The organism is Thermoproteus sp. CP80 (assembly GCF_002077075.2).
Lineage (GTDB): Archaea > Thermoproteota > Thermoprotei > Thermoproteales > Thermoproteaceae > Thermoproteus.
In genome coordinates this window covers 25,934-49,344 of the sequence record NZ_LCWM02000009.1, presented here as the reverse complement: position 1 = coordinate 49,344, position 23,411 = coordinate 25,934, and the positions used below count along the sequence as shown (strand labels likewise).

Annotated in this window: 25 protein-coding genes; 8 read left to right on the top strand and 17 right to left on the bottom strand. The window is 53.9% G+C overall.

What is annotated here, in order from left to right; all coding sequences use genetic code 11:
• Complete coding sequence (gene rpsB / locus B7L68_RS03145) at window positions 1-633, bottom strand: 30S ribosomal protein S2 (protein WP_081246234.1); 633 nt, start codon at window positions 631-633, stop codon at window positions 1-3.
• Window positions 634-966: 333 nt separating this feature from the next.
• Between rpsB and B7L68_RS03140 the strand changes: the two genes are divergently transcribed.
• From B7L68_RS03140 to glyA, 3 genes are all read left to right on the top strand, one after another.
• Window positions 967-1,446: a hypothetical protein gene (locus B7L68_RS03140; RefSeq protein ID WP_081246233.1), complete on the top strand. Its 480-nt coding sequence runs from the start codon at window positions 967-969 to the stop codon at window positions 1,444-1,446.
• Between the two features lie 49 nt (window positions 1,447-1,495).
• Window positions 1,496-2,425: an Mrp/NBP35 family ATP-binding protein gene (locus B7L68_RS03135; protein WP_081246232.1), complete on the top strand. Its 930-nt coding sequence runs from the start codon at window positions 1,496-1,498 to the stop codon at window positions 2,423-2,425.
• A gap of 226 nt (window positions 2,426-2,651) precedes the next feature.
• On the top strand, window positions 2,652-3,950 hold the full coding sequence (gene glyA, locus B7L68_RS03130) for a serine hydroxymethyltransferase (protein ID WP_081246231.1): 1,299 nt from the start codon (window positions 2,652-2,654) through the stop codon (window positions 3,948-3,950).
• On the opposite strand, the gene B7L68_RS03125 is transcribed toward glyA, so the two are convergent.
• Together B7L68_RS03125 and B7L68_RS03120 are read right to left on the bottom strand one after the other, a co-directional pair.
• Window positions 3,947-4,726 carry an SDR family oxidoreductase gene (locus tag B7L68_RS03125; RefSeq protein WP_081246230.1) on the bottom strand — a complete coding sequence of 260 codons (780 nt, stop codon included), beginning with the start codon at window positions 4,724-4,726 and terminating at the stop codon, window positions 3,947-3,949. The two genes, glyA and B7L68_RS03125, sit on opposite strands and share 4 nt — an antisense overlap.
• A 1-nt stretch (window position 4,727) precedes the next feature.
• The gene (locus tag B7L68_RS03120; protein ID WP_238136299.1) at window positions 4,728-5,642 is read right to left on the bottom strand and encodes a hypothetical protein; all 915 of its coding nucleotides are present in this window, start codon (window positions 5,640-5,642) and stop codon (window positions 4,728-4,730) included.
• 39 nt (window positions 5,643-5,681) lie between these two features.
• On the opposite strand from B7L68_RS03120, the gene cdd reads away from it, so the two are divergent.
• On the top strand, window positions 5,682-6,074 hold the full coding sequence (gene cdd, locus B7L68_RS03115) for a cytidine deaminase (protein ID WP_081246228.1): 393 nt from the start codon (window positions 5,682-5,684) through the stop codon (window positions 6,072-6,074).
• On the opposite strand, the gene B7L68_RS03110 is transcribed toward cdd, so the two are convergent.
• Window positions 6,063-6,797: a cyclic pyranopterin monophosphate synthase MoaC gene (locus B7L68_RS03110; protein WP_238136300.1), complete on the bottom strand. Its 735-nt coding sequence runs from the start codon at window positions 6,795-6,797 to the stop codon at window positions 6,063-6,065. The genes cdd and B7L68_RS03110 overlap by 12 nt on opposite strands.
• Before the next feature lie 72 nt (window positions 6,798-6,869).
• Here B7L68_RS03110 and B7L68_RS03105 point away from each other — a divergent pair, with 72 nt between their 5' ends.
• Window positions 6,870-7,295, top strand: a complete 426-nt coding sequence (locus B7L68_RS03105) for a winged helix-turn-helix domain-containing protein (protein WP_081246226.1) — start codon at window positions 6,870-6,872, stop codon at window positions 7,293-7,295.
• On the opposite strand, the gene moaA is transcribed toward B7L68_RS03105, so the two are convergent.
• Window positions 7,277-8,221 carry a GTP 3',8-cyclase MoaA gene (moaA, locus tag B7L68_RS03100; protein WP_081246225.1) on the bottom strand — a complete coding sequence of 315 codons (945 nt, stop codon included), beginning with the start codon at window positions 8,219-8,221 and terminating at the stop codon, window positions 7,277-7,279. The genes B7L68_RS03105 and moaA overlap by 19 nt on opposite strands.
• Before the next feature lie 253 nt (window positions 8,222-8,474).
• On the opposite strand from moaA, the gene B7L68_RS03095 reads away from it, so the two are divergent.
• Both B7L68_RS03095 and B7L68_RS03090 read left to right on the top strand, forming a co-directional pair.
• On the top strand, window positions 8,475-9,800 hold the full coding sequence (locus tag B7L68_RS03095; protein WP_238136298.1) for a serine/threonine-protein kinase: 1,326 nt from the start codon (window positions 8,475-8,477) through the stop codon (window positions 9,798-9,800).
• Between the two features lie 3 nt (window positions 9,801-9,803).
• On the top strand, window positions 9,804-10,259 hold the full coding sequence (locus B7L68_RS03090) for an FHA domain-containing protein (RefSeq protein ID WP_081246223.1): 456 nt from the start codon (window positions 9,804-9,806) through the stop codon (window positions 10,257-10,259).
• Here B7L68_RS03090 and map read toward each other — a convergent pair.
• The 9 genes from map to B7L68_RS03045 all read right to left on the bottom strand — a co-directional run bounded on the left by map (window position 10,252) and on the right by B7L68_RS03045 (window position 19,521).
• Window positions 10,252-11,130 (bottom strand): type II methionyl aminopeptidase, encoded by an 879-nt coding sequence (map, locus tag B7L68_RS03085; protein ID WP_081246222.1) that lies wholly within the window; start codon window positions 11,128-11,130, stop codon window positions 10,252-10,254. The genes B7L68_RS03090 and map overlap by 8 nt on opposite strands.
• Window positions 11,131-11,228: 98 nt before the next feature.
• Window positions 11,229-12,443, bottom strand: a complete 1,215-nt coding sequence (gene dnaG / locus B7L68_RS03080; RefSeq protein WP_081246221.1) for a DNA primase DnaG — start codon at window positions 12,441-12,443, stop codon at window positions 11,229-11,231.
• Between the two features lie 119 nt (window positions 12,444-12,562).
• Window positions 12,563-14,920: a DNA-directed DNA polymerase gene (locus B7L68_RS03075; protein WP_081246247.1), complete on the bottom strand. Its 2,358-nt coding sequence runs from the start codon at window positions 14,918-14,920 to the stop codon at window positions 12,563-12,565.
• A gap of 210 nt (window positions 14,921-15,130) precedes the next feature.
• The gene (locus B7L68_RS03070) at window positions 15,131-15,289 is read right to left on the bottom strand and encodes a 50S ribosomal protein L37e (protein ID WP_081246220.1); all 159 of its coding nucleotides are present in this window, start codon (window positions 15,287-15,289) and stop codon (window positions 15,131-15,133) included.
• Window positions 15,286-15,528: an LSm family protein gene (locus tag B7L68_RS03065; protein WP_081246219.1), complete on the bottom strand. Its 243-nt coding sequence runs from the start codon at window positions 15,526-15,528 to the stop codon at window positions 15,286-15,288. The genes B7L68_RS03070 and B7L68_RS03065 overlap by 4 nt, the downstream gene beginning before the upstream one ends.
• A 263-nt stretch (window positions 15,529-15,791) precedes the next feature.
• Window positions 15,792-17,699 carry a beta-CASP ribonuclease aCPSF1 gene (locus B7L68_RS03060; protein WP_081246218.1) on the bottom strand — a complete coding sequence of 636 codons (1,908 nt, stop codon included), beginning with the start codon at window positions 17,697-17,699 and terminating at the stop codon, window positions 15,792-15,794.
• A gap of 32 nt (window positions 17,700-17,731) precedes the next feature.
• Complete coding sequence (locus B7L68_RS03055; RefSeq protein ID WP_081246217.1) at window positions 17,732-18,331, bottom strand: proteasome subunit beta; 600 nt, start codon at window positions 18,329-18,331, stop codon at window positions 17,732-17,734.
• A gap of 270 nt (window positions 18,332-18,601) precedes the next feature.
• Window positions 18,602-19,297 (bottom strand): peptidylprolyl isomerase, encoded by a 696-nt coding sequence (locus B7L68_RS03050; protein ID WP_081246216.1) that lies wholly within the window; start codon window positions 19,295-19,297, stop codon window positions 18,602-18,604.
• Window positions 19,294-19,521: a 30S ribosomal protein S17e gene (locus B7L68_RS03045; RefSeq protein WP_081246215.1), complete on the bottom strand. Its 228-nt coding sequence runs from the start codon at window positions 19,519-19,521 to the stop codon at window positions 19,294-19,296. The genes B7L68_RS03050 and B7L68_RS03045 overlap by 4 nt, the downstream gene beginning before the upstream one ends.
• 126 nt (window positions 19,522-19,647) lie before the next feature.
• Between B7L68_RS03045 and thsB the strand changes: the two genes are divergently transcribed.
• Window positions 19,648-21,312, top strand: coding sequence for a thermosome subunit beta (gene thsB / locus B7L68_RS03040; RefSeq protein WP_081246214.1), 1,665 nt, complete (start codon window positions 19,648-19,650; stop codon window positions 21,310-21,312).
• A gap of 25 nt (window positions 21,313-21,337) precedes the next feature.
• Here thsB and B7L68_RS03035 read toward each other — a convergent pair whose 3' ends face one another.
• The 3 genes from B7L68_RS03035 to B7L68_RS03025 all read right to left on the bottom strand — a co-directional run bounded on the left by B7L68_RS03035 (window position 21,338) and on the right by B7L68_RS03025 (window position 23,395).
• Window positions 21,338-21,682 carry a hypothetical protein gene (locus tag B7L68_RS03035; protein WP_081246213.1) on the bottom strand — a complete coding sequence of 115 codons (345 nt, stop codon included), beginning with the start codon at window positions 21,680-21,682 and terminating at the stop codon, window positions 21,338-21,340.
• A gap of 214 nt (window positions 21,683-21,896) precedes the next feature.
• Window positions 21,897-22,928 carry an ATPase, T2SS/T4P/T4SS family gene (locus tag B7L68_RS03030; RefSeq protein WP_081246212.1) on the bottom strand — a complete coding sequence of 344 codons (1,032 nt, stop codon included), beginning with the start codon at window positions 22,926-22,928 and terminating at the stop codon, window positions 21,897-21,899.
• Window positions 22,910-23,395 carry a TFIIB-type zinc ribbon-containing protein gene (locus B7L68_RS03025; RefSeq protein ID WP_081246211.1) on the bottom strand — a complete coding sequence of 162 codons (486 nt, stop codon included), beginning with the start codon at window positions 23,393-23,395 and terminating at the stop codon, window positions 22,910-22,912. Before B7L68_RS03025 ends, B7L68_RS03030 begins: the two co-directional genes overlap by 19 nt.
• Window positions 23,396-23,411 lie beyond the last annotated feature (16 nt).

Below are 23,411 nucleotides of genomic sequence, written 5' to 3'. Positions count from 1 at the left end.
TTATCTACTCTCTACTAGCTTAGTCTCGAACTCCTCAGGCGGAACCGGCAGATCTTGGTCCGGCTTAAGCTCCCCTCGCTCCCTCAGAACCTGTCTGGCCAAGATCCAGAATATGAGGGCAAGGCTGCGCCTCCCCTTGTTGTTGCACGGTATCATCAAGTCGATAAAGTCGTGGGGCGTGTCGGTATCCACTAAGGCGACCACCGGTATCCCCATGGCCGCGGCCTCTCTGACGGCTTGCGAATCGAGCTTGGGATCTACCACTATTAGCAGATCTATTTCTATATATTCGGGCAGATAGGGGTTTGTCAGAATCCCCGGCGTAAATCTACCCGCTATGTACTTACAGCCGACGTATTTACAGAACATCTCTATGGGCTTGAATCCGTAGGGCCTCGTCGTGTGCACCAATATCCTGTCGGGGCTGTATCTTGCTATGAACTTCGCGGCTATCCTCAGCCTCTCGTCTATTTTCCTAATGTCGAAAATCCTCAGCCCGTCCGGCCTCACAGCGTAGATAAAGCCCCTCTTCTCCAAGTACTTATTGGACATCTTGGTGCCCAGCCTGATGCCGGAGGACAGATACCTCTCCAGCGGCACTAGGTACTCGTAGCCCTCACTGCTCTCGCCCATCGAGGGCGGGCCGCTCCACTCCTTTTAATTATTTTCGTCCTAAGCCCACCGCCTCAATGCGCCGGAGAGGGCGGGCTTCCCCCGACCGCCGTCAGGCCTTCAGAACCTAGTCTTCCGACGATGTCGATGAGCCGAACTGAGGTCAACCCGCGTCCTGCCGGCGGCCCGTCTCTTCGAGCCACCTCGCTATGGCATCTGCGAGTTCCACGTAGTGCATGAAGCCATTCAGATCAACTAAACAAAATACATCGGAACCCAGTATTCCTCTTCATCATATCCGCGATGACGGGCCCACCTCATTACCGATAAAAGGGAGGGTCGCTTAAAAACCTCATGTGCGACGAGCTGGGCGAGTTCGTCGATTGGTTCTATAGAAACTACTCCGGGGTTCTGGGGATCTCGCAGGTCTACGTAGTCCCGCTCGGCGGATTCGTCCTTGCGGCGATCCATTTCGAGAGGGGCTCGAGGGTCTCGGGCGACGTGCCTGTCGGCTTAACTATCTACGGTTTGGGCGACCGCGTCGAGGCTTACTGCAGCCTACCGATATCCTGCACAGCCGACGGCCGGACGGTGCGCATGGGAGACCTAATCCAATCGAGGGTGGGGCCCTCTGGGGCTGACCTACCGCTGGTAGGAGACCTGGGTCTCGAGGTCGTGTGCCTAGATGGGGCCGTCGCCGCGGTCGAGAGGATTGGGTGCTCCGATGTGTACAGCCGCATGGGGCAATTCGCCGTGGCGTGCGGCCTATTGAATAAATGGGCTCGGGTGGGCGGCGATATATACAGCGAGTTCAGGGAGGTGGCAGGGCTCTAGAGCCCGCTGGCAACGACATGGATATATACCTACTGAAGTAGAGAGCTATATGAGTAATATCAAAGTAAATGTACGCGGCGGGGCGGCGCCGCCGGGCTCTCTGGCCGACTATTTAAAGGGCGTCAAGGTCAAGCTGGTCACCATATCGGGTAAAGGCGGCGTGGGCAAATCGTTGGTCACCGCCGCCGTTGGGCTAGGCCTCGCGTTGCGGGGCTATAGGGTGGGCATTCTGGACGGCGATATATACGGCCCCACGATACCCAAGCTGCTGGGCGTGGCCGGCTCCACGCTCTATGTCGACTCCAGGACGGGGAGGATCGTGCCCGTGTCGGGGCCCTTCGGGGTCAAGGTGGTGTCGATAGACTTCATGCTTCCCAGCGATGACACGGCCGTGATCTGGAGAGGCGCCTTGGTGACCCAGGCATTGAGGGACTTCATATCGCAGGTGGACTGGGGGCCTCTCGACGTGCTTATGGTGGACCTCCCGCCGGGCACCGGCGACGCCCCGTTGACCATAGCCCAGAGCCTGCAGGGCGGGATAGACGGCAGCATAATAGTGACCATACCGTCCGAGATCTCACGCCGTATAGTGGTGAAGGCGATAGACTTCTCGAGGAAGGTGCAGATACCCGTTGCCGGCATAGTGGAGAACATGTGCTGCTTCGTGTGTCCCGACAGCGGAAAAACCTACTATATATTCGGCGAGGGGGCGGGCAGAAGGATCGCTGAGAAGGCCGGCGTGCCTTTCCTCGGCCAGATACCCATGGACCCCTCGCTGTCGAAATATCTAGACGAGGGCAGGCTGCATGAGTTCCTGGCTCTCGACAACGACGCAGTCAAGCACATAATGTCCATAGTGGACTCCTTGGCCTCCAAATACGCCGACAAGCTGAGACAGAAGGTCGAGGAGGAGAGGCCCAAGAGGTTCTCGTTGATGAAGCTGCCGGGCGAGGACGAGGAGCAACAAGGCGGCGGCTGAGAACAACCTACTTTCCGCCTCAGTTGCCCATCTGCGTCTCCGCCCCGCCACCGGCGGGGTTCATGAAGGCGGGCCGGCGCAGCTTCCGTCGAGAGTTGGCGAGATCCACTGTCATGAGGGCAGGCCTATCTCTGGGCCTCGCGCGACGCCTAAGACGGCCTCGGCCGACCGTACCCCAGCCTAGGGGGCCCTCGATTATTTTATAAATGGCAGGGTGATTCGGTCTATGGCGTATCCTGAGGACGTTCGAAAGATCTTGGAGGCGCTTCTGGAGCACAACGAGTGGAGGCGGCGGCAGACCGTCAATCTCATAGCGTCGGAGAACGTCATGTCGCCGCTAGCCGAGTTGGCCTACCTCAACGACTTGATGGGGAGATACGCCGAGGGCTCCGTGGGCAGGCGGTACTACAGAGGGACTAAATACGTGGATCTCCTCGAGGAGGCCTTGTCGAGAGGCTTCGCCGAGATTCTCGGCGCAAGGTACGTCGACGTGAGGCCCATCTCGGGGACGGTGGCCAACTTGGCGACGTACTACGGCCTGGCGCCGGAGGGGGGCACCATGGCGTCGCTGCCGACCAGGGCGGGCGGCCATATAAGCCACAACCAAGTCGGCGGCCCCAAGGCCCTGAAGCTCAAGGTGCTCGATCTGCCTTGGGACGTCGAGGCTTTCAACATAGACGTAGATAGGGCGCGTAGAGTCATAGAGGAGAATAGGCCTAACATAGTGGTTCTGGGCGGTTCTCTCTACTTGTTCCCCCATCCCGTGAGGGAGATCTCGGAGGCCGCCCACGCGGTCGGCTCCTACGTCATCCACGACTCGGCCCACGTCTTCGGCCTCGTGCTGGGCGGAAAGTTCCCCAACCCGCTGAGGGAAGGCGCTGATGTGACCACCTCCTCGACGCACAAGACCTTTCCAGGCCCCCAGGGAGGGCTTATCGCCAGCGCCCTGGAGGGTGAGGTCAACGAGTCGATCGCCCGCGGGGTGTTCCCCGTATTTACGTCTAACTACCACATGCATAGATACGCCGCCACCTATGTCGCTCTGGCCGAGATGAGGCAGTTCGGCGCCCAATACGCCGAGCAGATAGTCAGAAACGCCAGGGCCCTCGCCGAGGCGCTACACGCCAACGGGTTCGACGTGGTGGCGGAGCATCTGGGCTTCACCAAGACCCACCAAGTGGCCGTGGACGTCTCGAGGCTGGGCGGCGGCGAGGCGGCGTCCAAACTGCTCGAAGACGCCAACATAATCGTCAACAAGAACATGCTGCCTTGGGACAAAAGCGCGGTGAAGCCCAGCGGGATTAGGCTAGGCGTCCAGGAGGTCACCAGGTGGGGCATGCGCGAAGGAGACATGGCCGAGCTAGCCGGCTTCTTCAAGGAGCTCCTCATAGACGGCAGAGAGCCCAGCCAAGTACGCAGAAAGGTCGTCGAGTTCAGGAGCCAGTTCCTGGAGGTGAAGTACGGCTACGGCGTAGACGGCGAGCTGGCCGGAAGGCTGTTGGGAAGCATAGGGCTGGCTTTTTAGATGCACTGGACGTATCCGCCGTCGATCCCGATCAGCGATCCGGTGATGTAGCTAGCCCTCTCGGAGGCCAGAAAGGCCACGAGCTCCCCTACCTCCTCGGGCTTGGCCATGCGGCCGAGCGGTATCTCGCCGGCCATGGCCTTCAACACGTCCTCCAGAGGCTTGCCCTCCCGGGAGGCTCTGTCCCTAGCCACCTCCAGCACCCTCTCGGTCTCGACGTAGCCCTGGAGGATCCCGTTGACGAGTATGCCGTACTGGGCCAGCTGGTACGCCAACGTCTTCACGAGGCCTGCTATCGACAGCCTTATCACGTTGGACAGAGTTAGGTTGGGCAGAGGCCTCTTCAGCGTCAGCGACGTTATATATATTATACGGCCCTGCCTCCTCTCTATCATATACGGCAACACGTCTCTGGTCAGCCAGACGGCGCTCATCAACAGAAGCCTCACCGCGTAGTCCCAGTCCTCCTCTGTGAGCTCCATGAAGGCCCCCGGCTTGGGAGGGCCGGTATTGTAGACCAGTATATCCACGCCGCCGAAGCTCTTCGCCGCCGTCTCGGCTATCTTGGCGACGTCGGCTCTCTTCGTCAGATCTGCCTGCACGGGGATTGCCTCGACGCCGAACTCGGACCTTATCTCAGACGCAGTCCTCGAAAGCCTCTCCAGATCCCTTGACGCTATGATGAGGTTTGCGCCCTCCTGCGCGAGGACTCTGGCTATTCCCTTCCCTATACCTCTACTGGCCGCGGTGACCACGGCAGTCTTCCCCCTTAACATGTTACTTAACTTCTATAAATATATATTTCCTGCAGACGCTCCTTATGGGGCACTCCTCGCATCTGAGCTTCGCGCAGTAGTTCTTGCCAATATAATAGGCGCCCCTCTCGTAGGCTATGGGATCGCCGCTTAGGTAGGCGACCGCCCTCACCAAGCCCCTCACGGACTTGAGACGTATCTGCAACGGATCGCAACGCTCCTTTCTGCCCCTACAGAGCAAGGCCCTCGCCACCCTCTGCCTTACCTTGGAGGCTGTCGGCGAATCGACGTCCTCGAAGGAGCCGCTACGCATGGTGGTGAGCGTGGTGTAGAAATCCCCATGTACTCTATATTTTCTAACTTCGTTTTTATTATAAGCTATCCTATATGCTAGAGGTATACTGTTTTTATCTATAAATACTCTTAGAAATAATTTAATGCCTCTATCGACAGAGTAGCCGCCGCTGTTTCCGAAGATGAACTCCCTCACATCTTTTTCAAATCTATCCAGCCGTTTTTCCCTTAATATCCAGAGATATAATCCCTTTTTATTTTTTAAAAATTCTATTGTTTTTATGATATTATTTATATATATATTTATAGAGTCAATATTACCTAGTGTATTTATAAGTAAGCGCCTCAGCTTAGATGCGGAAAGGCCGTCCAGCTTCTCGTATTCCCGCGGGAATACGTCGAACAACGTGTCGCTCCTGACGCCGTTGTTGCCCGCCAGGTAGGACAGTATCGTAATATATACTATTATATCTTCTATATTTTTTATATTAGATAAATTATTAATAATAGTAGATATATCTGAATTTTTGTATGATTCTATAATTGATTTTATCTGCGCCGCAACATATTTTAGGTCTTTAGGCATCGAGGCTAGCGCCCCGTCCTCCAGCTCCGTCCCCGTCTTTATGATCGCTGCTCTCACCTCTGCGGCCACTAACTCTCTTTTATCCCTTATATTTTTATGGAGGAGCTCGTGGAGAAGGCCCGAGAGGCCCTAAGGAACGCATATGCGCCCTACTCGAAGTTTCGCGTGGGCGCAGCCGTGTTGACTAGAAGCGGCAGGATTTACACAGGCGTCAACGTGGAGAACGCCAGCTACGGGCTGACCATATGCGCTGAGAGAGTCGCCGTGTTTAAGGCCGTATCCGAGGGAGATAGAGACATAGTGGCCGTCGCCGTCGTTGTCGACTCCGACGAGCCGGCGGCCCCCTGCGGCGCATGTAGGCAGGTCATAGCCGAGTTTAACCCCGACGCGCTTGTAGTCATGGCGACCGCGGACAAAAGGAAGGTGGTTACGGCGAGCCTCAGGGATCTCTTCCCATCGCCGTTTAGAGGCGATAGGCTAAAGCCCTAGCTCGACGTAGGTGTCGGGATACTGCCCGTTTTCGTCTTTCTCGTATTTCTTCAACATGTCCCAAATCGTCAGAAGCGCGGAGCCCGCCGCAAATAGGGCCTCCAGGCTCGGCGAGGCGTCTCTGCCCTTCAGCACCACCTCGACGGCTACGGTATCGTCGCCTACCTCCACCTTGCTGTTCGCATACTCCAGCTTCACGCAGTCCACCGGCAACAATTCGCATAGCCTCTTGGCGTTGAGCGGAGCCACCGTCCTCGCGGCGCAGATGGGGTCGCCCTTCTCGACCGAGCCGGCCTTGATGGGGGCCGTGGAGGTTAAATGTATATAACCATAGGCTTTAACTACATAGCCGAGATCCGGGCGGCTGATCTTCACAGACCCCCTCGGCTCCTCCAGTCTGTACTCCACGCCCTTGATCTTCGTATCTACGCGTAGCCTCCTTATGGAGGCGGCGCCCGCCGCTATGGCGCCCACGAGAGCGCCGAATAGGGCATCCATCTCGACGCCTGTCCTCCACACAGTCCAGGCCCTCGCCTCCACGGCCCCTCCGCCGCATTCAGCCGAGGCGGATAGGGGCACTGGATGCAAAAGCGGTATGTATCTATACGCCTGTTTAGCCGCCAGAGATGCGGCCACGGCACAGCCGATGGGATCGGCTACGGAGGCCTCGGCAGAGGCCTCGGCGTATCTGGCCACGTCTCCCTTCGCCGATATGTCCACCATCACGCCTACAAAGGCCTCTCCAGTAGAAAAATTATTACGGCAAAAGTAAATAACGACAGCAGATCCTTATCTGTGCCCAATGACGTCAAGGTGAAGTACAGAGTCTGGGTGGAGTGGAACGGCAACCAGATAATAGGGCCTGGTATATACGATATCCTGAAGGCCGTAGAGGAGACCGGCTCCATAGCCTCTGCGGCGCGGAAATTGGGGTTTTCCTATAAATTTATATGGACATACCTAAAGAAACTTGAAGATATATTGCAAGTTCCGTTGGTGCAATCTAAACGGGGCGGACGGGAGAGGGGCAAGACGGAGCTGACGGAGGTGGGACAGCTCCTCCTAAAGCACTACGAGGAGATAAGCTCGGAAATCAACAGGCTAGTGCCGGTCTGGCAGGACAAGTTTCAATCCATCGTAAACTCTCTAGATAAATATAGGGAGGCCGCCTCCGAGCAGGAAGGCGAGGAGGAGCTGCCGTTCTACAGCGAGGACGAGTGAGATATCTTCAGCCTAAAGGTGGGCTCGCGGGCGTACACCGCACGGGACACCGCCTCGTATACCTTCTCCGCGTCCCTCTCCTTGATGGGGCCGTAGAGATCGGCCACCGGCTCTCTGTAGAGACAGGGCTTCAGCTTCCCGTCGCTCGTAAGCCTCATGGTCGTGCAACCGGCGCAGAAGTAGGGGTTGTTCCAGTTCTTGACTATCTCTATATCGACGCCGGCCAGCCTCAGGATAGGCCTGTTATGTAGGTCCTTCCTGGTGTGGGCGGGCCTTGCGCCCATGCCCTCCAGCAGCTCGGCCGCCTCGTCGGCCGAGGCTTGCAGATCGCCGAATATCTTGCTGCCGAGACCTACAGGCATGAGCTCTATCAACTGGAGAGACGCTCCGACAGATGCGGCGAGTTTGACCAACGACTTGAGCGACTCCCTGTCCTCGTTCACTCCTTTCAGGAGCACCGCGTTGAGCTTAACCTTCATGCCCGCCTTGACCGCCGCACGCACGCCGGCCAACACCCTGTAGAACCACTCCCTGGGCACCCCCGCCACTTTAGAAAACCTTTCGGGATCCGTCGAATGTATCGACACGTTGACCCTCCGGAGCCCCGCGGCGGCGAGGTCCTCGGCCAGCTCCGCCAGCCTGAAGCCGTTGGTGGTCATCGAGATCTCGACGCCGCCTCTGCCCATCTTCCTCACTATATCGACTATATCGCCCCTCAGAAGCGGCTCCCCGCCTGTCAGTTTGTAGTCGCTTACGCCGACCTTCGAAAGCACGTCGACTAGAAACCCATAGTCGTCTGCGTTGAGGCTACGGCCGATGCCCCTCGGCTGGCCTTCGAAGTGGCAGAATATGCAGGAGAAGTTGCAGACGTCGTTAACTACCACCCTAAGCTTCAGGAACGGCCTTCCGTATCTGTCGACCAACACCAATACCTCTTAGCGACCTGCATTTTTATGTAGACGTGTACTATACGTATACTTTAAAGACCCAATTCCTCGGGCTATCTAAATGCTCTTCTCGGCGATAGCCGTTGCGTATCAAACACGGAAGGTCTTTTCAAATTTATTTATTTTATTTATCACAATCTCTATATTAATTTTAATACAGTCATATTTATTAAATAACGATATTATTGATTCTATTTATATGTTAATTATATCAATATTATTAATAAGGGCCATGGTGGGTAGATACGTAATGGCTATGCGCGTAGTGCTCTACATAGCCGTTGTGGCTCTGCTGTTTCTCGACTCTGATCTGTTTTTACTTGAAAAATATAATATAATTAATATTATACTTGATTCAATTATTGTTTTTATTGCATTAGTATTATTTGAAATTTATGAATATTCCTATTATAGAATTAATAAAACTCTGGATATCGCCGTTCCTGCGATGATATCCATGGCGATACAAGGCCCCTACATGTTTGCGTTGCCTATCCTGCAGGGTTTTGTCTTCGCCGTATTCGATCTGCCGATACATCTATATGGACCTCTGGCTTTTCTTGCCTATCTATTTAATTATTTCTTTTTAATTAGTATGTTTAAGATTAATTTTATTTTTCTTTTTGTTTTTATAAATACATTCTTATTTTTAATTACTTTCTTTATTTTTAATAAAAGAATTGCCTATAGGTCTACGTCGCCGCCGGTAGGGTGGCTCTACTCTTGGCTTGGTAATAAATATTACGTGGAGGACGTGGTGGGGGTTGGCGGCTTCAGCTACGTCCTGAGGGTCTCGGCTGGCGGGCAGAAACTTGCGGCGAAGGTGCTCAGATATACCGACGACAGGGGGAATCCTCTCGCGTCTAGCTGGGGCGTCATAAAGATATTTGGACAGGAGATGAATAGATACCTGGAGGTCTTGTCGGACCACGTGGTGAGGGCCTACGAGGTATCTATACCGTCTGCTGAGTATAGATCCGTGGGTAGCTATATGAAGAATCCCCCGTACATGATACTTGAATACATGGAGGGCGGATCTCTGAGGGAATATCTAACCGAGAGGAGGGTCCTCTCCTTGGATGAATTCCTTAGGATATTTCTACAAATAGCGAGAGGATTAAGCGATATTCATAAAAATAATCTAGTTCATTTAGATATAAAACCTGAAAATATTATGTTCAAGGACAAAGAGAGGACCGTCGTCAAGATAGGGGATCTGGGCATTGCGAAGCTCGCCGTGGGCAAGGCCGTGGCCGCATCGTACCTCTCGCCGGCCTATGCGGCGCCTGAGACTCTCTACGGCCAGACGGCCTCAAAGGCCTCAGACATATATTCGCTTGGCTGTGTGATGTATGAAAGCTTGACGGGGATAAACCCGCAGTCGTTCGTGGTGAACGGGTACGAGATACCTCCACCCGATAGATACAGGCCCGAGATCCCGTCTTGGCTCTCGGGCTTGATAATGTCTACGCTGTCTCCGAGACCGGAGGCCAGGCCCACCGCAGAGCGGGTCCTCGAGATACTGGAAAACTATATAAGCGGGGCCGGCGCTCCTTGATGGATGCCTTGGAGATGTCCCGTCTGTGGCACCGAGAACTCCGACGATATAGATATCTGTAGGATATGCGGCGCCGCCAAGCCGACCGCCGGCACCGTGAGCGTAGCCGAGAGGGGCCCTAAGGTGATTGCTCACTACAGACAGCTGGTCATCGAGATATTGGAGTCGCCGGTCAAGGGGCTGGCGGGCACAGCCAAGGCCTTCGACCTGGAGGCCTCGGGGAATATAGTGGCGGTAGGTCGGGCGTTGGACAACCACCTGGTGTTGCCGGATCCCTCGGTCTCTCGGAAACATCTAAGGGTGGTGGTGTCTTCCGAGGGCTTGATCCTCGAGGATCTAGGTAGCACCAACGGGACATACCTAATGCCCGAGGGGAGGAAGATCAACGTGGCTAAGGCGGGAGAGGAGGCGGTCGTCAAGCTCGGCAATTCGGTGGTTAGGCTACGGCTGGTCAGGTGACTAGGTCGAGGGTTCTCGCCAGAGGCCTCGCCCCGTCGTCCTCGATAAGAAACGTGTCTTCGAACTGGGCGACGAAGCCGCCGCCTTCCTCGACCAGAACTTCGTAGCCGTAGAGAACTCCTTCCAGCAAGGCGTCTTTATAAAAGGCGTCGGGGATCTGGGGGAACCATCTGGGCGTGAAGGGCAGATTGCTGGAGAATTGATATATTACATCTATATATTTTTGATATTTTTTAGACTTATTTCTCATAAGTCTAAATATGGTTATATTTTTATTATCTACAACATATCCTTTACCGTTTGTTGCAAAGGGCTCCACGGCATATACGTCGCCCGCCTTGATGACCTGCGATGCGGACCTATCGCCGTAGTTGGGTATCACGTCGCCTGCGTGGAGGACATAGCGCTCTATCCGGTGCCCCGTCAGATTGTAGATAGGCCTGTAGCCGAACGCCCTTATGGTCGCCTCTATCGCCTCGCCGATCTGCCAGGCCCTGACGCCGGGCCTCAACGTCTCGTAGGCCCTCTTGAGCGCGTTGTAGGAGGCCTTTATCAAGCCGTCGTAGGCGTTGGTCCCCATCGCCGCCGTGATCGCGGCATCCACGATGCGGCCATCCCTATGGGCGCCTATATCTATCTTCACGACCGAGTTCCTAGGGATTCTGCTGCCGTCGTTCTTGACTGCAGTATAGTGCGCCGCCACCTCGTTGACGCTGACGTTGACCGGAAACGCGGGCCTGGCCCCCTGCGCGATTATGAACTGCTCTATCTTTTCGCAGAGCTCCAGAATGGGCATGTCTGGGTGGACGATATCGATGGCGTACTTTAACGCCTTGTGGACTACCTCGCCCACCTCGACCAGCTCGTTCACAGGTCTTTCCTCTTGGCGTTAATAAACAGATCGCCCTCAGGCGCCCCTAGGCCGGACATGTTAGCCCGACGCGGGCCATATGGCCTCTTTAAGGTCGGCTAGGCGGTCTTAACTTCGTCGAACGACATTATCGACATGTCGTCAGGCGCCTTGGCCACAGGCCCGACCCTCGCCGCAATTATGTACTTAACGCCCCTCTTGGTCGCCAGATCCACTATCCGCTGGGTTGCTATTCCGTCCATCAATATGGCGTATGCGCTGCCCTCAGATGACGACAGGAAGTCGGGAAGCTCCCTAACCGCAAGCCTCTTTATGGGGCTCCACTTCTCATCGTATATCTCGGCCTCAAGCGTGCCGAGCATCTCGTCTATCTTAGCCTTTATAAAGTCGGGCACCTCCGGCGGGCGCCCGGCCGGCTGAGGCTGTGGCGCCTGGGGCTGGGCCTGTTGTTGCGTCTGGGGCTGCTCCTGCGACTTGGCCTGCTGCTGGGCCAGATACTCCTCGACGGTCATCTTGTTCCTCAGAGCCCTCGCTATCTCCTTTGCGGTCAACTGCTCCACCTCCTTGCCGGGAGGCGCCCTGGCTACGTAGTCTATATGCGCCACCTTCAATAGATCTCTCAGCACGAGCTCGCCGCCCTTATCCCCGTCGACGAACGCCGTCACGTTCTTGCGCTTGCTGATATCTATAACTGTTTGAGGTATGCCCTGGCTTATACCCTCTATGGCTATCACGTTGCGATAGCCGTGCTTGACCAGATTAACGACGTCCGCGCGGCCCTCCACTATTATTATGCTGTCGGCCTTATCCACGTCGGGACCTGCCGGCAACCTCTCAGGGCCGTATTCGATTACCTCGGCCTTGGCCACATCTTCCTTAAGTCGCTCGAGTATCTCCTTGGTGTCGGGCAGGACCTCCTCCTCCATCATTTTGATCAGCTCCCTAGCCCTCTCGACTATTTTATTCCTCTTTTCCTCCCTCAGATCCCTGATCTCCAGTATTTTGACGTTGGCGGGATAGGGCCCGACTCTCTCCACGCTCTCTATAAGCGCCGCTATCAGGGCGGTCTCGTAGCGATCCAAGTTAGAGGGTATGTTAACTCGGGCCTTCGTGTGGCCGTCCTTCTCCAATATATCTATTTCGATCCTGCCTATGCGCCCCATCATCTGCAATTCCCTCAAGTCCATATCCTTGCCCAATAGACCCTCTGTCTGCGAGAACAGAGCCCCTATTATGTCCGACTTATCCACGACCCCGCCCACCTCGATCTGGGCGACAATCATGTACTTCGAGACTATGGTTAAGGCTCCCATGGCCTACACCTTAATAACATCTTTAAGTATTTACCTATGGCGAGAGCCCCGCCCCTTAGGGCGGGGAGGAGGTCGGCTACCTCCCGAGCGACGCGCATCCTGCCGACACGACGGCCATGCTAGCCTAGAAAATCGAGCAGGGTTCTAGAGCCGCCCCTGCCCACCAGATCGCCCTCCTTCACGCCGATCACTTCGCCTATCCTTAACGCCGCCGGGACTATCTGCCTCTCGACGTAATAGTCGGCGTCGACCTCCCTTATATCTTGGACTAAAATATAGGGCTTGGCCCTTGAGCTCAATTTATCGCCGCCTTTTATTATTACATATCCAATGCTCATGCCTTTATGTATTTTATATCCATATTTCTCAAGCATCTTGGCTGCATATATATGCGGAGGAGTCACTTTATATTCATCTAATTCCTTATCTATAGTTTTCCATATTATCAAATCATCAATATCTATATTATAAGTTTTAATATTATCTATAATAGATTTTACATAACTGACAATTTTAGTTTTAGCCTCCGCTGGGCTTTGCGACTTGAGCGCATACTCTATCACCCTCAGCTGTACCTCCTTTGCCAGCTCGCACCAATCGCCTCTCACGACCTCAAATCCCACTATGTCGATCCTTCCGTCGTCCAGAAGGCCTGCGTAACGCTTTTTCGATTCTGTAAATAGAAGTTTTTTATATATCTTCTCTAATTTTATTTCTATATTAAATTTATCATTTACATAATTTATTATTTTATCGATGTCTCTCGAATACTTAACAAATAAGCTATCTGTATCGCCATATATAACATTTATCCCTATATTTTTAGCGAATTCTATGACTTCTGATAATATATTTCTCGCGAATGCCGTGACGGATTCTGCGACCTCGCGTTTATACCACCTGGCCCCTAGCCAGCCCATGTAGCCGTACATAGCGTTAGCCATTATCTTCAGGGCCCTTTGTCTTTCGTCCAGTAGCTTGTACTCCACGCTGTTTGGGTCGAGGCCGGACATCGCGCTTCTGACCTCCCTCCTCAGCTTAACCAGAGAGGCCAGCACCTGCGGTATGAAGCCGGTCGGCGACTTCCTAAACCTATGGCCGACCTCCGGCGCTCTGTAGGCCCCCTCGGGCGGGTCGGGCTCGCCGGGCTCTAGGTACGTGTCGGGGGACAGGTTGTACCTCATCATTATGCTTGGATACATGCTCGTGAAGTCCAGCACGGCGACGTCCTGGTATATACCGGGCCGCGGCTCCAGCACTATGGCGCCTTTATACGTCTCGTAGGGCCTCTCCTCTCTGTTGGGCGCCACCTCGCCCATGCGGTACGCGTATCTCATCAACATCCACTCGACCCTAGCCCCTACGGAGGCCGCGGCCACCTGGTCTAGCGGCACGCCCGACACCGATGACAGTTGGATTAGGTAGGGCAGCAGCTTCTCGCCCAGCCCGTAGGTGGAGGCGGCGTCCTCCATGGCGTATTTGATCAAGATGGGCCTCCTCGACGGGTCGTCCCAATACTCGTAAATCCTGTGGCCAGGTATCAACGTCCTTTCGTCGCGCCTCATGACGCCGAAGTATTCGGCCGCTCTATCCAAAGTCTTGACCTTGATCTCCTGGATCTCATCCACGACGTTGTAGAGATCCACGTTGGCTCTGCCCACGACCGACCAGTGGCCGTACACGCTCTGCTGAGGGGCTCCGCCCAGCCTATCTACGGATAGAGCTACGCCGAGCCTTCTAGCCCTCTCGGCCAGATAGGGCCAGTCGAAGCCGTTGGAGTTGTAGCCGAGTATTATGTCCGGGTCGTACTCCCTTATATACTCGACGAACTCGCGCAACGCCCTCCTGTCGTCCCGCTCATCTGCAGTTATCGCGAAGGCCCTGCCCGAGGAATCCTTGATGGAGATCGCCACGACGGGATCTCTAGCCGGATCGGCGGTGCCCCGCGCGTTATAGACCTCTATGTCGAACGCCGCTATTCTGAGGTCGGGCAACACCCCGGTCTTCTCCAAAATGGGGGTGGGAGGCCGCCGCGCCGCATATCTCCTCAAGCCGCCCAGCGTGCCCTCCTCCGAGACCTCGACGAGATGCCACGTGGACGGCATGACGCCCACGTCGACCATATATCTCATGTAGAACCTAATATCGGCCTCGAGAACCCCCTCGACGCCCTCTAGGGCAAGGGCGGCCTCTCTCAGCCGCCTCACGTCCTCCGGCACGCGCGCGGTGACCTTGAACAGCTCGACAGGCCTGCCGAAATACCTCCTCTCGACGACATCTACGGCCTCGATGGGGGCTATCTTGGCCAGCGCCTGCCTCAGGTTGGACGGCTTACCCTTTACATAGAAATAAGGCCTAAACCCTCTGTCTGTTACAACCACGCGCTCGCCGCCCTTGGAGACGCCAAACATCCTAACCTCCGGCGTTCCTCCGACAACCGAATAAGTTATGTCGAGGAGCCAGAACTCGAGGTCCATATTATTATACTGCCTGTTTTTATTCATGCAGCCGCTCTCTAAATGTCTTGAGGAGCTCGCCGAGATATACAAGCCGGGCTCGTTGCCCCGGGAGATCCTCGAGTGGCAACTGGCCGAGATGAGAAAGTTGAGGCCGCAATAGCGGTAGGGCGCAGGCCGGCTGGGGCTTTTTGTTATTTCCCTCGGCCCGCCCTTCAGGCGGTGAGGAGGTCAGTTGGCCCAGCTGTATCTGCGGAGGCGTCTCGAGCGGCCCCAGCCGCAGCTTGCACAGTACCCCTTGGCTACGTTGTAGGAATGGCGTCCGCATCTGGGACAGCGTATGTGCGTCTTGCCTCTGCTGTGCTTCCCCATCGAGGGTGTGCCCTTCATGTCGGCGAGACGAAGAGGACGTTTTCGCCCCTAACGACCACGGTGCCCCTCTTCAGCACTATATTGTTGTCGATAACCTCCTCGGCGTCTTCAAGCAGCAAATTCACGTGCTGGTCGAAAGACTTCAGGATGCCCCTGATCTCGTATCCGTCTCTCAGCTTGACCAACACCCTCTTCCCTATTGAGTCTTGAAGCGTGGCGCCCAACGTGGCCAGGCACTTCGACATATCACTCGACATGACGTCGGCCCTACACCGGGTATTTAAAAATTTGTCCTTTAGCCGACGGGCGGCCGGCGCCCTCCACACGTAGTGCGATCGCGTCGTGTCGGGACTGCGCGATATAGCTCGCCGCGTCGGGCCTGGGCCGGAGAGCTCCGTCCAGGCGCCTATATCGCGGAGAGGAGGAGGGCGCATCCCCAACCCGGCCGGGGCCTGCCTCCGCGACCTATGAGCGGAGGCCGCGAGTCCCCGAGTCCGCCGGAACCGAAGGGTGGACGCGGTTAGAGGGCTCTTATCCTTTCGCCGACTTTCGGTATCACTGTGGTTATCTTGTAGCGTAGCTCTATGGAGGTGGCCAGGCTGACGATCTTGGAGGGCTCGCCGTGGATTAGGACCACTTTGCGCGGCCTCGGTTCCACCGTCTCCACGTATTTCATCAACTCCCTCCTGTCGCTATGGCCCGAGAAGCCGGGTATCGACAAGACGCCCATCCTCATCGAGACTTTGGCCTCGCCCATGGATATGCTCCTCACCAGGAAATCTCTCTCGCCGTTGAGTATACGCCGTCCCAACGTGTTCTCGGCTTGATACGAGACGAATATCAGCTTGTTGGCGGGATCTGAGGCCAGATTCACGAAGTAGTCCAGTATGGGTCCGCCGTTCAGCATCCCGTGGGGGGCGATTATGATGCCGGGCCTCCCGTCTTGCGTTATGCGCGCTATCTGGTTTATCCTGTCCTCTATCCTCTTGGCCCTCTCGACGACCTCTATGTCGCCCGAAGAGGTGAAGGGGTTCACGCCTCCGTAGATCTCCTCGGCCACCTCTCTGTTCAAGAAGTGCGGATACATGAGGTAGGCGTTCAGGGTCTCCACTATCATGCCGTCTACATATATGGGCACCCTCTTCAGATTCCCTCGGTTGATCTCCCTATTCAATATATAGAGGATTTCCTGAGCTCTGCCGGTGCTGAAGGCCGGTATGAGTACTTTCCCCTTGTTCTCCACGGTCTCGGTCACCGCCTTGACCAAGGTGTTCTCAGCCTCGACCCTGGGCGGCTGCACGTCGTCGCGGCCGCCGTAGGTAGACTCCATTATTAGCATCTCGACGCGTTTGAACTTATTCACAGCCTTGTTGAGGAGGTTGGTCCTCCCGAACTTGAAATCCCCCGTGTACAGTATGTTGTAGCGCCCGTTGCCTATATGCAGATGCACCAGCGCGGACCCTATCTCATGGCCCGCATCGTACAGAGTCAGCTTTACGTCCGGCGCTATGTCTGTGACCTCCTCGTAGTCTAGAGTGACTATGTGGTACATGAGGGTCTCTATATCGCTTTTAGTATAGGGCGGGATCTGCCCCTCGCGCTCCTTCAGCTCGACGTAGTCGGTCAAGAGTATATATGTAAGATATTTGGTGGGGTCGGTCATATACACGGGCCCTCTATATCCATATTTGTAGAGATAGGGGAGACAGCCCACGTGGTCCATATGCGCGTGCGACAGCACTACCGCGTCTAGGGAGTCCAGGTCTATCTGCTCCAGCAATGGGAACTCCTCTTCGTACTGCGAGGGCTTGAGGCCGCAGTCCAGAAGCACTCTGCTTTCGGTTGTGTCGACCAATATGGCGCTCCGGCCGACCTCCATAGACGCGCCGAGGAAGGACACGGTTATGGGTCCCTCCTTCACGACCGGCTCGTGGTGTATCCTGGCGCCCAATTCCCTCATCATAAAGATCCTCTTGTCGTAGGCGCCGTGGTAGATGGTCCTGACGTCGACTATGTCCTTAGACGGTAGCTTCATCATGCTGGGCACGCCCATCTCTATTATGGCGCGCCAGCCGGTCGACGAGAAGATCTCCCTCGCAAGCCTCTTGAAATCCCTCTCGGGGACGGCCCTCGAGAGATATACATATACATCGCCCGCATCCTCGAAGTGTATGTGTTCTACGAGATCAGGGGCGAGGGATAAGATAGCCTTCTCCGCATCCTTCTTGGACAGCCTGGCCGAGGCGTCGCTCCTAACCACAATCCTCTTTTTGAGGGTCTTTGCTAGTTCTGCTACTTCTTCATTGCTTAGATTAGCAGGATTCTTGATATAAATACAGATAGAAGGCCCCTCTACTTCTACTTTGGATACCTCGACGCTCGATAGAATCTCTTTGATCTTCGATTCAATATCTAAAGAATACGCCACAACAACGGCCTATTATGGCCTTATATATTTTTCTATTCGGCGATGGCCACCCTCTGCCGGGCGGATAACACCCGCCTGAAGCCGTCCCTGGTTATGGCCACTATGTCGATGCCCTCGCCAGAGCCCGGGTCGTTCCTCATGGCCGCCCTCACTGCGTTCTCGGCGAGCTTGACGGCGTCGTCGACCGACATGTCCTCCCTGTAGCCAACCTCCAGGACGCCCATGGCGTACGGCGAACCGCTCCCCGTGGAGATGTAGCGCTCCTCGCTGTAGCTGCCCAGCCAGTCGAGCATATACAGCTGCGGCCCCTCCTCGTCGAACCCGCCGAAGATCGAGTGGACGATGTAGATCATCGGCCTTGAGTAGAAGAGGAGCAACGAGGCGTAGTTGACCAAGGTCTTTACGGGTATAGGTCTCTTGTGCTCAGACTTGTAGTCCCTCGCCAACACGGTGAGCACGTTCAACAAGCCCTGGAGATCCGCGACGCCTCCGCTCATAGTAGCGGCTACATGGTCGTCAATCTTCCAGATCTTCTCGCCGCGTTTATGCGCTATGTAGTAGCCGGCGGTCACCCTCTTATCGGTCGCCAAGACGACTCCGTCGCGCGCCTTTATGCCTACGGTAGTTGTCATGGATGGGGCAGAATCCCCCCTTTTATTTTTGACGCTATACATTTCTTCTCGTGAAGGCAGCTCCAATTCCGCCCACTACGCTATCGGCTACTAGGCCGTATTGAGTGCATGCAACCTCCTCTGTCACCGCATATCTACACGTGGGATGCGCCTAGGCCGTACATTGATTCAACTTGTACCTTCCGCCGTATTTCACCTCGACATGTCGGTTCAATGTTTGGCTTTGACCCGTCTTTCCCATACCGGTTCAATATCCTGGGCCGAGTCTCCCTATTTCTTGAGCTCTATCTCCTCCGTGAAGGTCACCCTCTTTAATTCCGCAAATCTGCTACCTATCTCGGACGCTACTTGGAGCAACACGTTTCCGATCTTCTCGTAGAGCAAGACCTCGGCGGGTAGCCTCACCTGGGCCTCGGAGCCGTCTTGAGAGAAGGACGCTGAGATCTTATCGAGGGGGATCCTAGGCATGTATTGTTTTACTAGGTACGCTATTTTCTCCTCGTTGGAAGTCAGTCTCTTCACCACCTTGCCCCTGACCACCAACGTCTTGCCGGCCAGAGGGTGGTTGAAGTCGAGGGTGACTCTGCCGCCGGAGATCGAGATGACCCTGGCCCTGCTCCCCTCTATCTCCACCACGTCGTCCACGTGAGGCACTATGCCGTGTCTATGGAATTCCCTTATCGACAAGGTCTTTATCTTGCCGAGATCCCTCTGGCCGTAGGCCTTTTCAGGCGGTATCTCGACCTCTAGGTCCTTGCCCTCTTCGGCGTTTAGGAGAGCGCTCTCGAGCGGCTCCCAGAGCTTAGTCTCTCCAAGTATCACGAGCCGCGGCTCATAGACGTCTTCGGGCCTGTAGATGCCCGCCTCTTTAGCCGTGGCCTCGTTGGTTGTCTCGATCACCTTGTTGTCGTCTTTTACGATGACGGTGTAGTCCAGCAGTATGTAGTCGCCCCTATTGAACGTCATGGCGCCACCGTCCCCACCCCCTCCTGTTTCTGAGAGGTCTTCCTGGCCTTGACAAGCCTCGTTATATAGCCCGCCACTCTGTTTCTAACCTTCTTGCTCTGCAGATCGGCCAGCTCGGCCACAGCCCTTTTGTTTTCGTCGAAACTATCGGCGAATCTGTCCGGATACATCTCCAGAAGCTTCTCCGCTAAAGACTTTATGTAGCGAGGCTTCACCCTTCCCATTGAAGGGCCACGAACAAGGCCTTAAAAATACTTTACGCCGAGCGCGTGGACCTCCGCCGTACCGGCCGGGGCTCGCGTTGCCGTATTGGGAAAAAATTTTTATATACGCGAAATTCGTAAAACCCCATGAGCTCCCAAACCGCATATTTGACGCAGATAGGTGGAGTACCCGTTCTGATATTCAAGGAGGGCACCCAGAGGGCGTTCGGCAAGGAGGCCATGAGGTTGAACATAATGATAGCGAGGGCCGTCGCCGAGGTGTTGAGAACAACATTAGGGCCTAAGGGTATGGACAAAATGCTTATCGACTCGTTGGGCGACATAACGATAACCAACGACGGCGCGACCATAATGGACGAGATGGACGTCCAGCACCCCATAGCGAAGCTACTAGTGGAGATATCTAAGTCCCAGGAGGAGGAGGCCGGCGACGGCACGACTACCGCGGTTGTGCTGGCCGGGGCCCTGCTCGACGAGGCCGAGAAGTTGCTGGAGAAGAACATACATCCAACGGTGGTCGTGTCGGGCTTCAAGAAGGCCCTAGATGTGGCTGTGGAGCATCTGCGCAAGGTCGCAGTGCCGGTCAACCGCACCGACGCCGAGATGTTGAAGAAGATAGCCACCACGGCCATGGGCGGCAAGATCTCCGAGACCGTGAAGGACTACTTCGCCGACCTGGCCGTCAAGGCCATCTTGCAGATAGCTGAGCAGAGGGGCGACCGCTGGGTGGCTGATCTGGACAATGTGCAGTTAGTCAAGAAACACGGCGGCTCGCTCCTCGACACACAACTCGTCTACGGCATAGTGGTGGACAAGGAGGTGGTGCATCCCGCCATGCCGAAGCGCGTGGTGAACGCCAAGATAGCTCTTCTGGACGCCCCTCTGGAGGTCGAGAAGCCGGAGATAGACGCCGAGATCAGGATAAACGACCCGAGGCAGATGAGGGCCTTCCTCGAGGAGGAGGAGTCGATCCTCAAGGGCTATGTGGACAAGCTGAAGGCCGCCGGCGTCAATGTCCTGTTCACAACCAAGGGCATAGACGACATAGCCCAGTACTATCTTGCCAAGGCTGGAATACTCGCCGTGAGGCGCGTCAAGCGCTCGGACATCGAGAAGCTGGTCAGAGCCACCGGGGCCAAGCTGGTCACCAGCATAGAGGATCTGTCCGAGGCCGATCTAGGCTTCGCCGGGCTGGTCGAGGAGAGGCGCGTAGGCGACGAGAAGATGGTGTTCGTGGAGCAGTGCAAGAACCCCAAGGCCGTGTCGATACTGATCAGAGGCGGCTTCGAGAGGCTTGTGGACGAGGCGGAGCGCAATCTAGACGACGCGCTCTCGGTGGTGGCCGACGTTGTGGAGGAGCCCTTCATACTGCCCGCCGGAGGCGCCCCCGAGGTCGAGGCCGCGAGAGCCGTCAGGACGTTCGCGACCAAGATAGGAGGCAGAGAGCAGTACGCGATAGAGGCCTTCGCCAACGCGCTGGAGTCCATACCCAAGGCCCTTGCGGAGAACGCCGGCCTCGACGCGGTGGATATACTCACGGAGTTGCGGCACAAACACGAGCAGACAGACGGCTGGAAGTACGGCCTAGACGTCTACCAGGCCAAGGTCGTCGACATGGCGTCTCTCGGCTTGATAGAGCCGCTGTCGGTCAAGGTTAACGCGTTCAAAGTCGCCGTGGAGGCCGCCTCCATGATACTCAGAATAGATGAAATAATAGCGGCCTCAAAGCTCGAGAAGGAGGAAAAGAAAGGCGAGAAGAAGGAGGAAGAAGGCGAGACTAAGTTCGATTAATAAATACCTATTTAATATTAAATAATTATAGTGAAATAATTTTATATGTATAATATATAGATAAAATTAGGAAAGCAACTATTGTTATTTTAACTATAGGATAGATAGGCGCTATCGTCAGCAGTATCACGCTCGACGAGATGCCCGCAAGCGAGGAGACCAGTATCCTCGACTTGGCGGCCGACAACATGGATCTATATAGAACGCTCGACGCGCGCACTTTCCCCTCTTCTAGATCTTCTAGGTCTGACAAGATGCGTATATCTCCTCCCTCCAGCTGTTTTATGTAGCTCAATTCGTCAAGCGCATATTCGCCATATAGGGTGCCGAGGTATTCCCTGAATTCCTTCATCGATAAGGCCCTATCCATTAACGCATTTAATCTATTTCTTAATTTAGTAATATTAAATCTAAAAATAAATATATGTATTAAGAAAAGGGGAAATGATATATAAATTAATATATATGATATAAGAAAAGATAAACCGATTGCGAGAACGCTTAACAGCATAATTGCTCCATTTAAAATAATAAAGCGATTATATTCCTTCTCAACAAGCTTTTTAATTTTTAAATATATTAATTCATCCAACATATATTTCAGCTATTCTTCTAATTATTTTATCTTTATATTCTTTTTTAAGTTGTACTATGACTATGTTATCTTGATCTATGCGTGAATCCGCCAGTCTGCTTCTGGCTTTGCCCAGATCGGCTGCATGCATTGTGCCTAGGGCCTGTAGACCTATGGCACGGGCGGCTCTATACGCCTCGAAGTGCTCCGGATATTGAAGCTCTCCTATAATAAATAAATCTATATTTCTATTCATTGAAGAAAAAATTTCCTTTAGTTTACTTACAGAATTTATTTTTATCTGATTGAAATCAGGCAGATCTATAAACTCATCCGCCTCATCTATATACACCCTCTGTAGCCAACGAGGCAGTTCTAGATCTATTGCCTGCAACAAAGTCGTCTTTCCACTACCCGGCGGCCCTGCCACTATCAAGTCTTTGCGCCTTTCCACAACTTCTCTATATATAAGTACAGCGTCGTTTCTATCCAGAAGCCCGCTTACCACCAGATCCTCGAGGGTCTTCACGCCTCTATGTATTCTGACGTAGATATGTGGAGCCGCGACTATAGGCGGTAGATCGATCGAGATCCTGAGCCGCAGAGGGCCGAGCGATAGGCCATATCTAAATGATGGATTGGACTGCAGAAGCTTAAGTCCCTTCGCTCGGGCCAATAGAAGAAATCTATTTACTATATTACTTGTGGCATATATTCCAGTTTTTTGCTTTCCTTCTTTAGTAGTTATATAGATAAATTTTCCTGGAATTAATATAATATCTTCAATATTATTATCAATAAATAAATTATAGAGTACTTCCATTTCCAGCGACTTCATGAGGTGGTATAGTGCTTCTGAAATATCTCCAGTTAATCTATAGTAAAGTTTATATCTTATATAAATAGTTTTATCTATATTTTTTGAGAATACTCTTCCTATAATATTAATAATATCTTTTTTGTATCTAAGTAATTCATCCCTCTCATCTATATGTCCTATTTCCATCAGCTTGATTAATCCGCTCAGCGCAGCTCCTTGCATATCTTTTTTAGATAAACTGCAGTATCTCTTATACTTAATTTACTGATATTTAATCTTTTTGCAATATTATTTTTATCATAACTAAGACCATATCTATTGCTAACCAAATAAAATATGGTGCCTGCCACCACCCTCGGATTCTTGCCTTGAATCTTCCTCTTGTCGATAGACTCCAACACCTTGATTGAGGTATTGAGAATGTAGCCGGGCGCATCCAAGTCCTTAGCTAGAGATTCCATATATTGTTTTATTCTATCTTTATATTTTACATTTTTTGAGTATATTATTGTTTCTTTATTTAATTTATATAATAGGAATTTAAGCGATATTTTTTTAATATCAATGGGAATCTGGATGTTTCGACGCGGCACGTAGAGGACAGGCCCTATGACGCTTCCACAGTCGGTGCATACATACTCCCCGCTGGACACGGCAACTCTGGGAGATCCGCAATAGGGACAGATCACGGACTAGGTATCACGG

Coding starts and splice junctions, on each gene's coding strand:
- B7L68_RS03135 (WP_081246232.1), top strand. CDS start 1,496: ATGAGTAATATCAAAGTAAATGTACGCGGCGGGGCGGCGCCGCCGGGC.
- B7L68_RS03055 (WP_081246217.1), bottom strand. CDS start 18,331: ATGACAACTACCGTAGGCATAAAGGCGCGCGACGGAGTCGTCTTGGCG.
- rpsB (WP_081246234.1), bottom strand. CDS start 633: ATGGGCGAGAGCAGTGAGGGCTACGAGTACCTAGTGCCGCTGGAGAGG.
- B7L68_RS03140 (WP_081246233.1), top strand. CDS start 967: ATGTGCGACGAGCTGGGCGAGTTCGTCGATTGGTTCTATAGAAACTAC.
- B7L68_RS03125 (WP_081246230.1), bottom strand. CDS start 4,726: ATGTTAAGGGGGAAGACTGCCGTGGTCACCGCGGCCAGTAGAGGTATA.
- B7L68_RS03090 (WP_081246223.1), top strand. CDS start 9,804: ATGCCTTGGAGATGTCCCGTCTGTGGCACCGAGAACTCCGACGATATA.
- cdd (WP_081246228.1), top strand. CDS start 5,682: ATGGAGGAGCTCGTGGAGAAGGCCCGAGAGGCCCTAAGGAACGCATAT.
- B7L68_RS03050 (WP_081246216.1), bottom strand. CDS start 19,297: ATGACGTTCAATAGGGGCGACTACATACTGCTGGACTACACCGTCATC.
- B7L68_RS03065 (WP_081246219.1), bottom strand. CDS start 15,528: ATGTCGAGTGATATGTCGAAGTGCCTGGCCACGTTGGGCGCCACGCTT.
- dnaG (WP_081246221.1), bottom strand. CDS start 12,443: ATGGGAGCCTTAACCATAGTCTCGAAGTACATGATTGTCGCCCAGATC.
- B7L68_RS03095 (WP_238136298.1), top strand. CDS start 8,475: ATGGTGGGTAGATACGTAATGGCTATGCGCGTAGTGCTCTACATAGCC.
- B7L68_RS03035 (WP_081246213.1), bottom strand. CDS start 21,682: ATGGATAGGGCCTTATCGATGAAGGAATTCAGGGAATACCTCGGCACC.
- B7L68_RS03070 (WP_081246220.1), bottom strand. CDS start 15,289: ATGAAGGGCACACCCTCGATGGGGAAGCACAGCAGAGGCAAGACGCAC.
- B7L68_RS03110 (WP_238136300.1), bottom strand. CDS start 6,797: ATGGTGGACATATCGGCGAAGGGAGACGTGGCCAGATACGCCGAGGCC.
- B7L68_RS03075 (WP_081246247.1), bottom strand. CDS start 14,920: ATGGACCTCGAGTTCTGGCTCCTCGACATAACTTATTCGGTTGTCGGA.
- B7L68_RS03045 (WP_081246215.1), bottom strand. CDS start 19,521: ATGGGAAGGGTGAAGCCTCGCTACATAAAGTCTTTAGCGGAGAAGCTT.
- thsB (WP_081246214.1), top strand. CDS start 19,648: ATGAGCTCCCAAACCGCATATTTGACGCAGATAGGTGGAGTACCCGTT.
- B7L68_RS03030 (WP_081246212.1), bottom strand. CDS start 22,928: ATGCAAGGAGCTGCGCTGAGCGGATTAATCAAGCTGATGGAAATAGGA.
- glyA (WP_081246231.1), top strand. CDS start 2,652: ATGGCGTATCCTGAGGACGTTCGAAAGATCTTGGAGGCGCTTCTGGAG.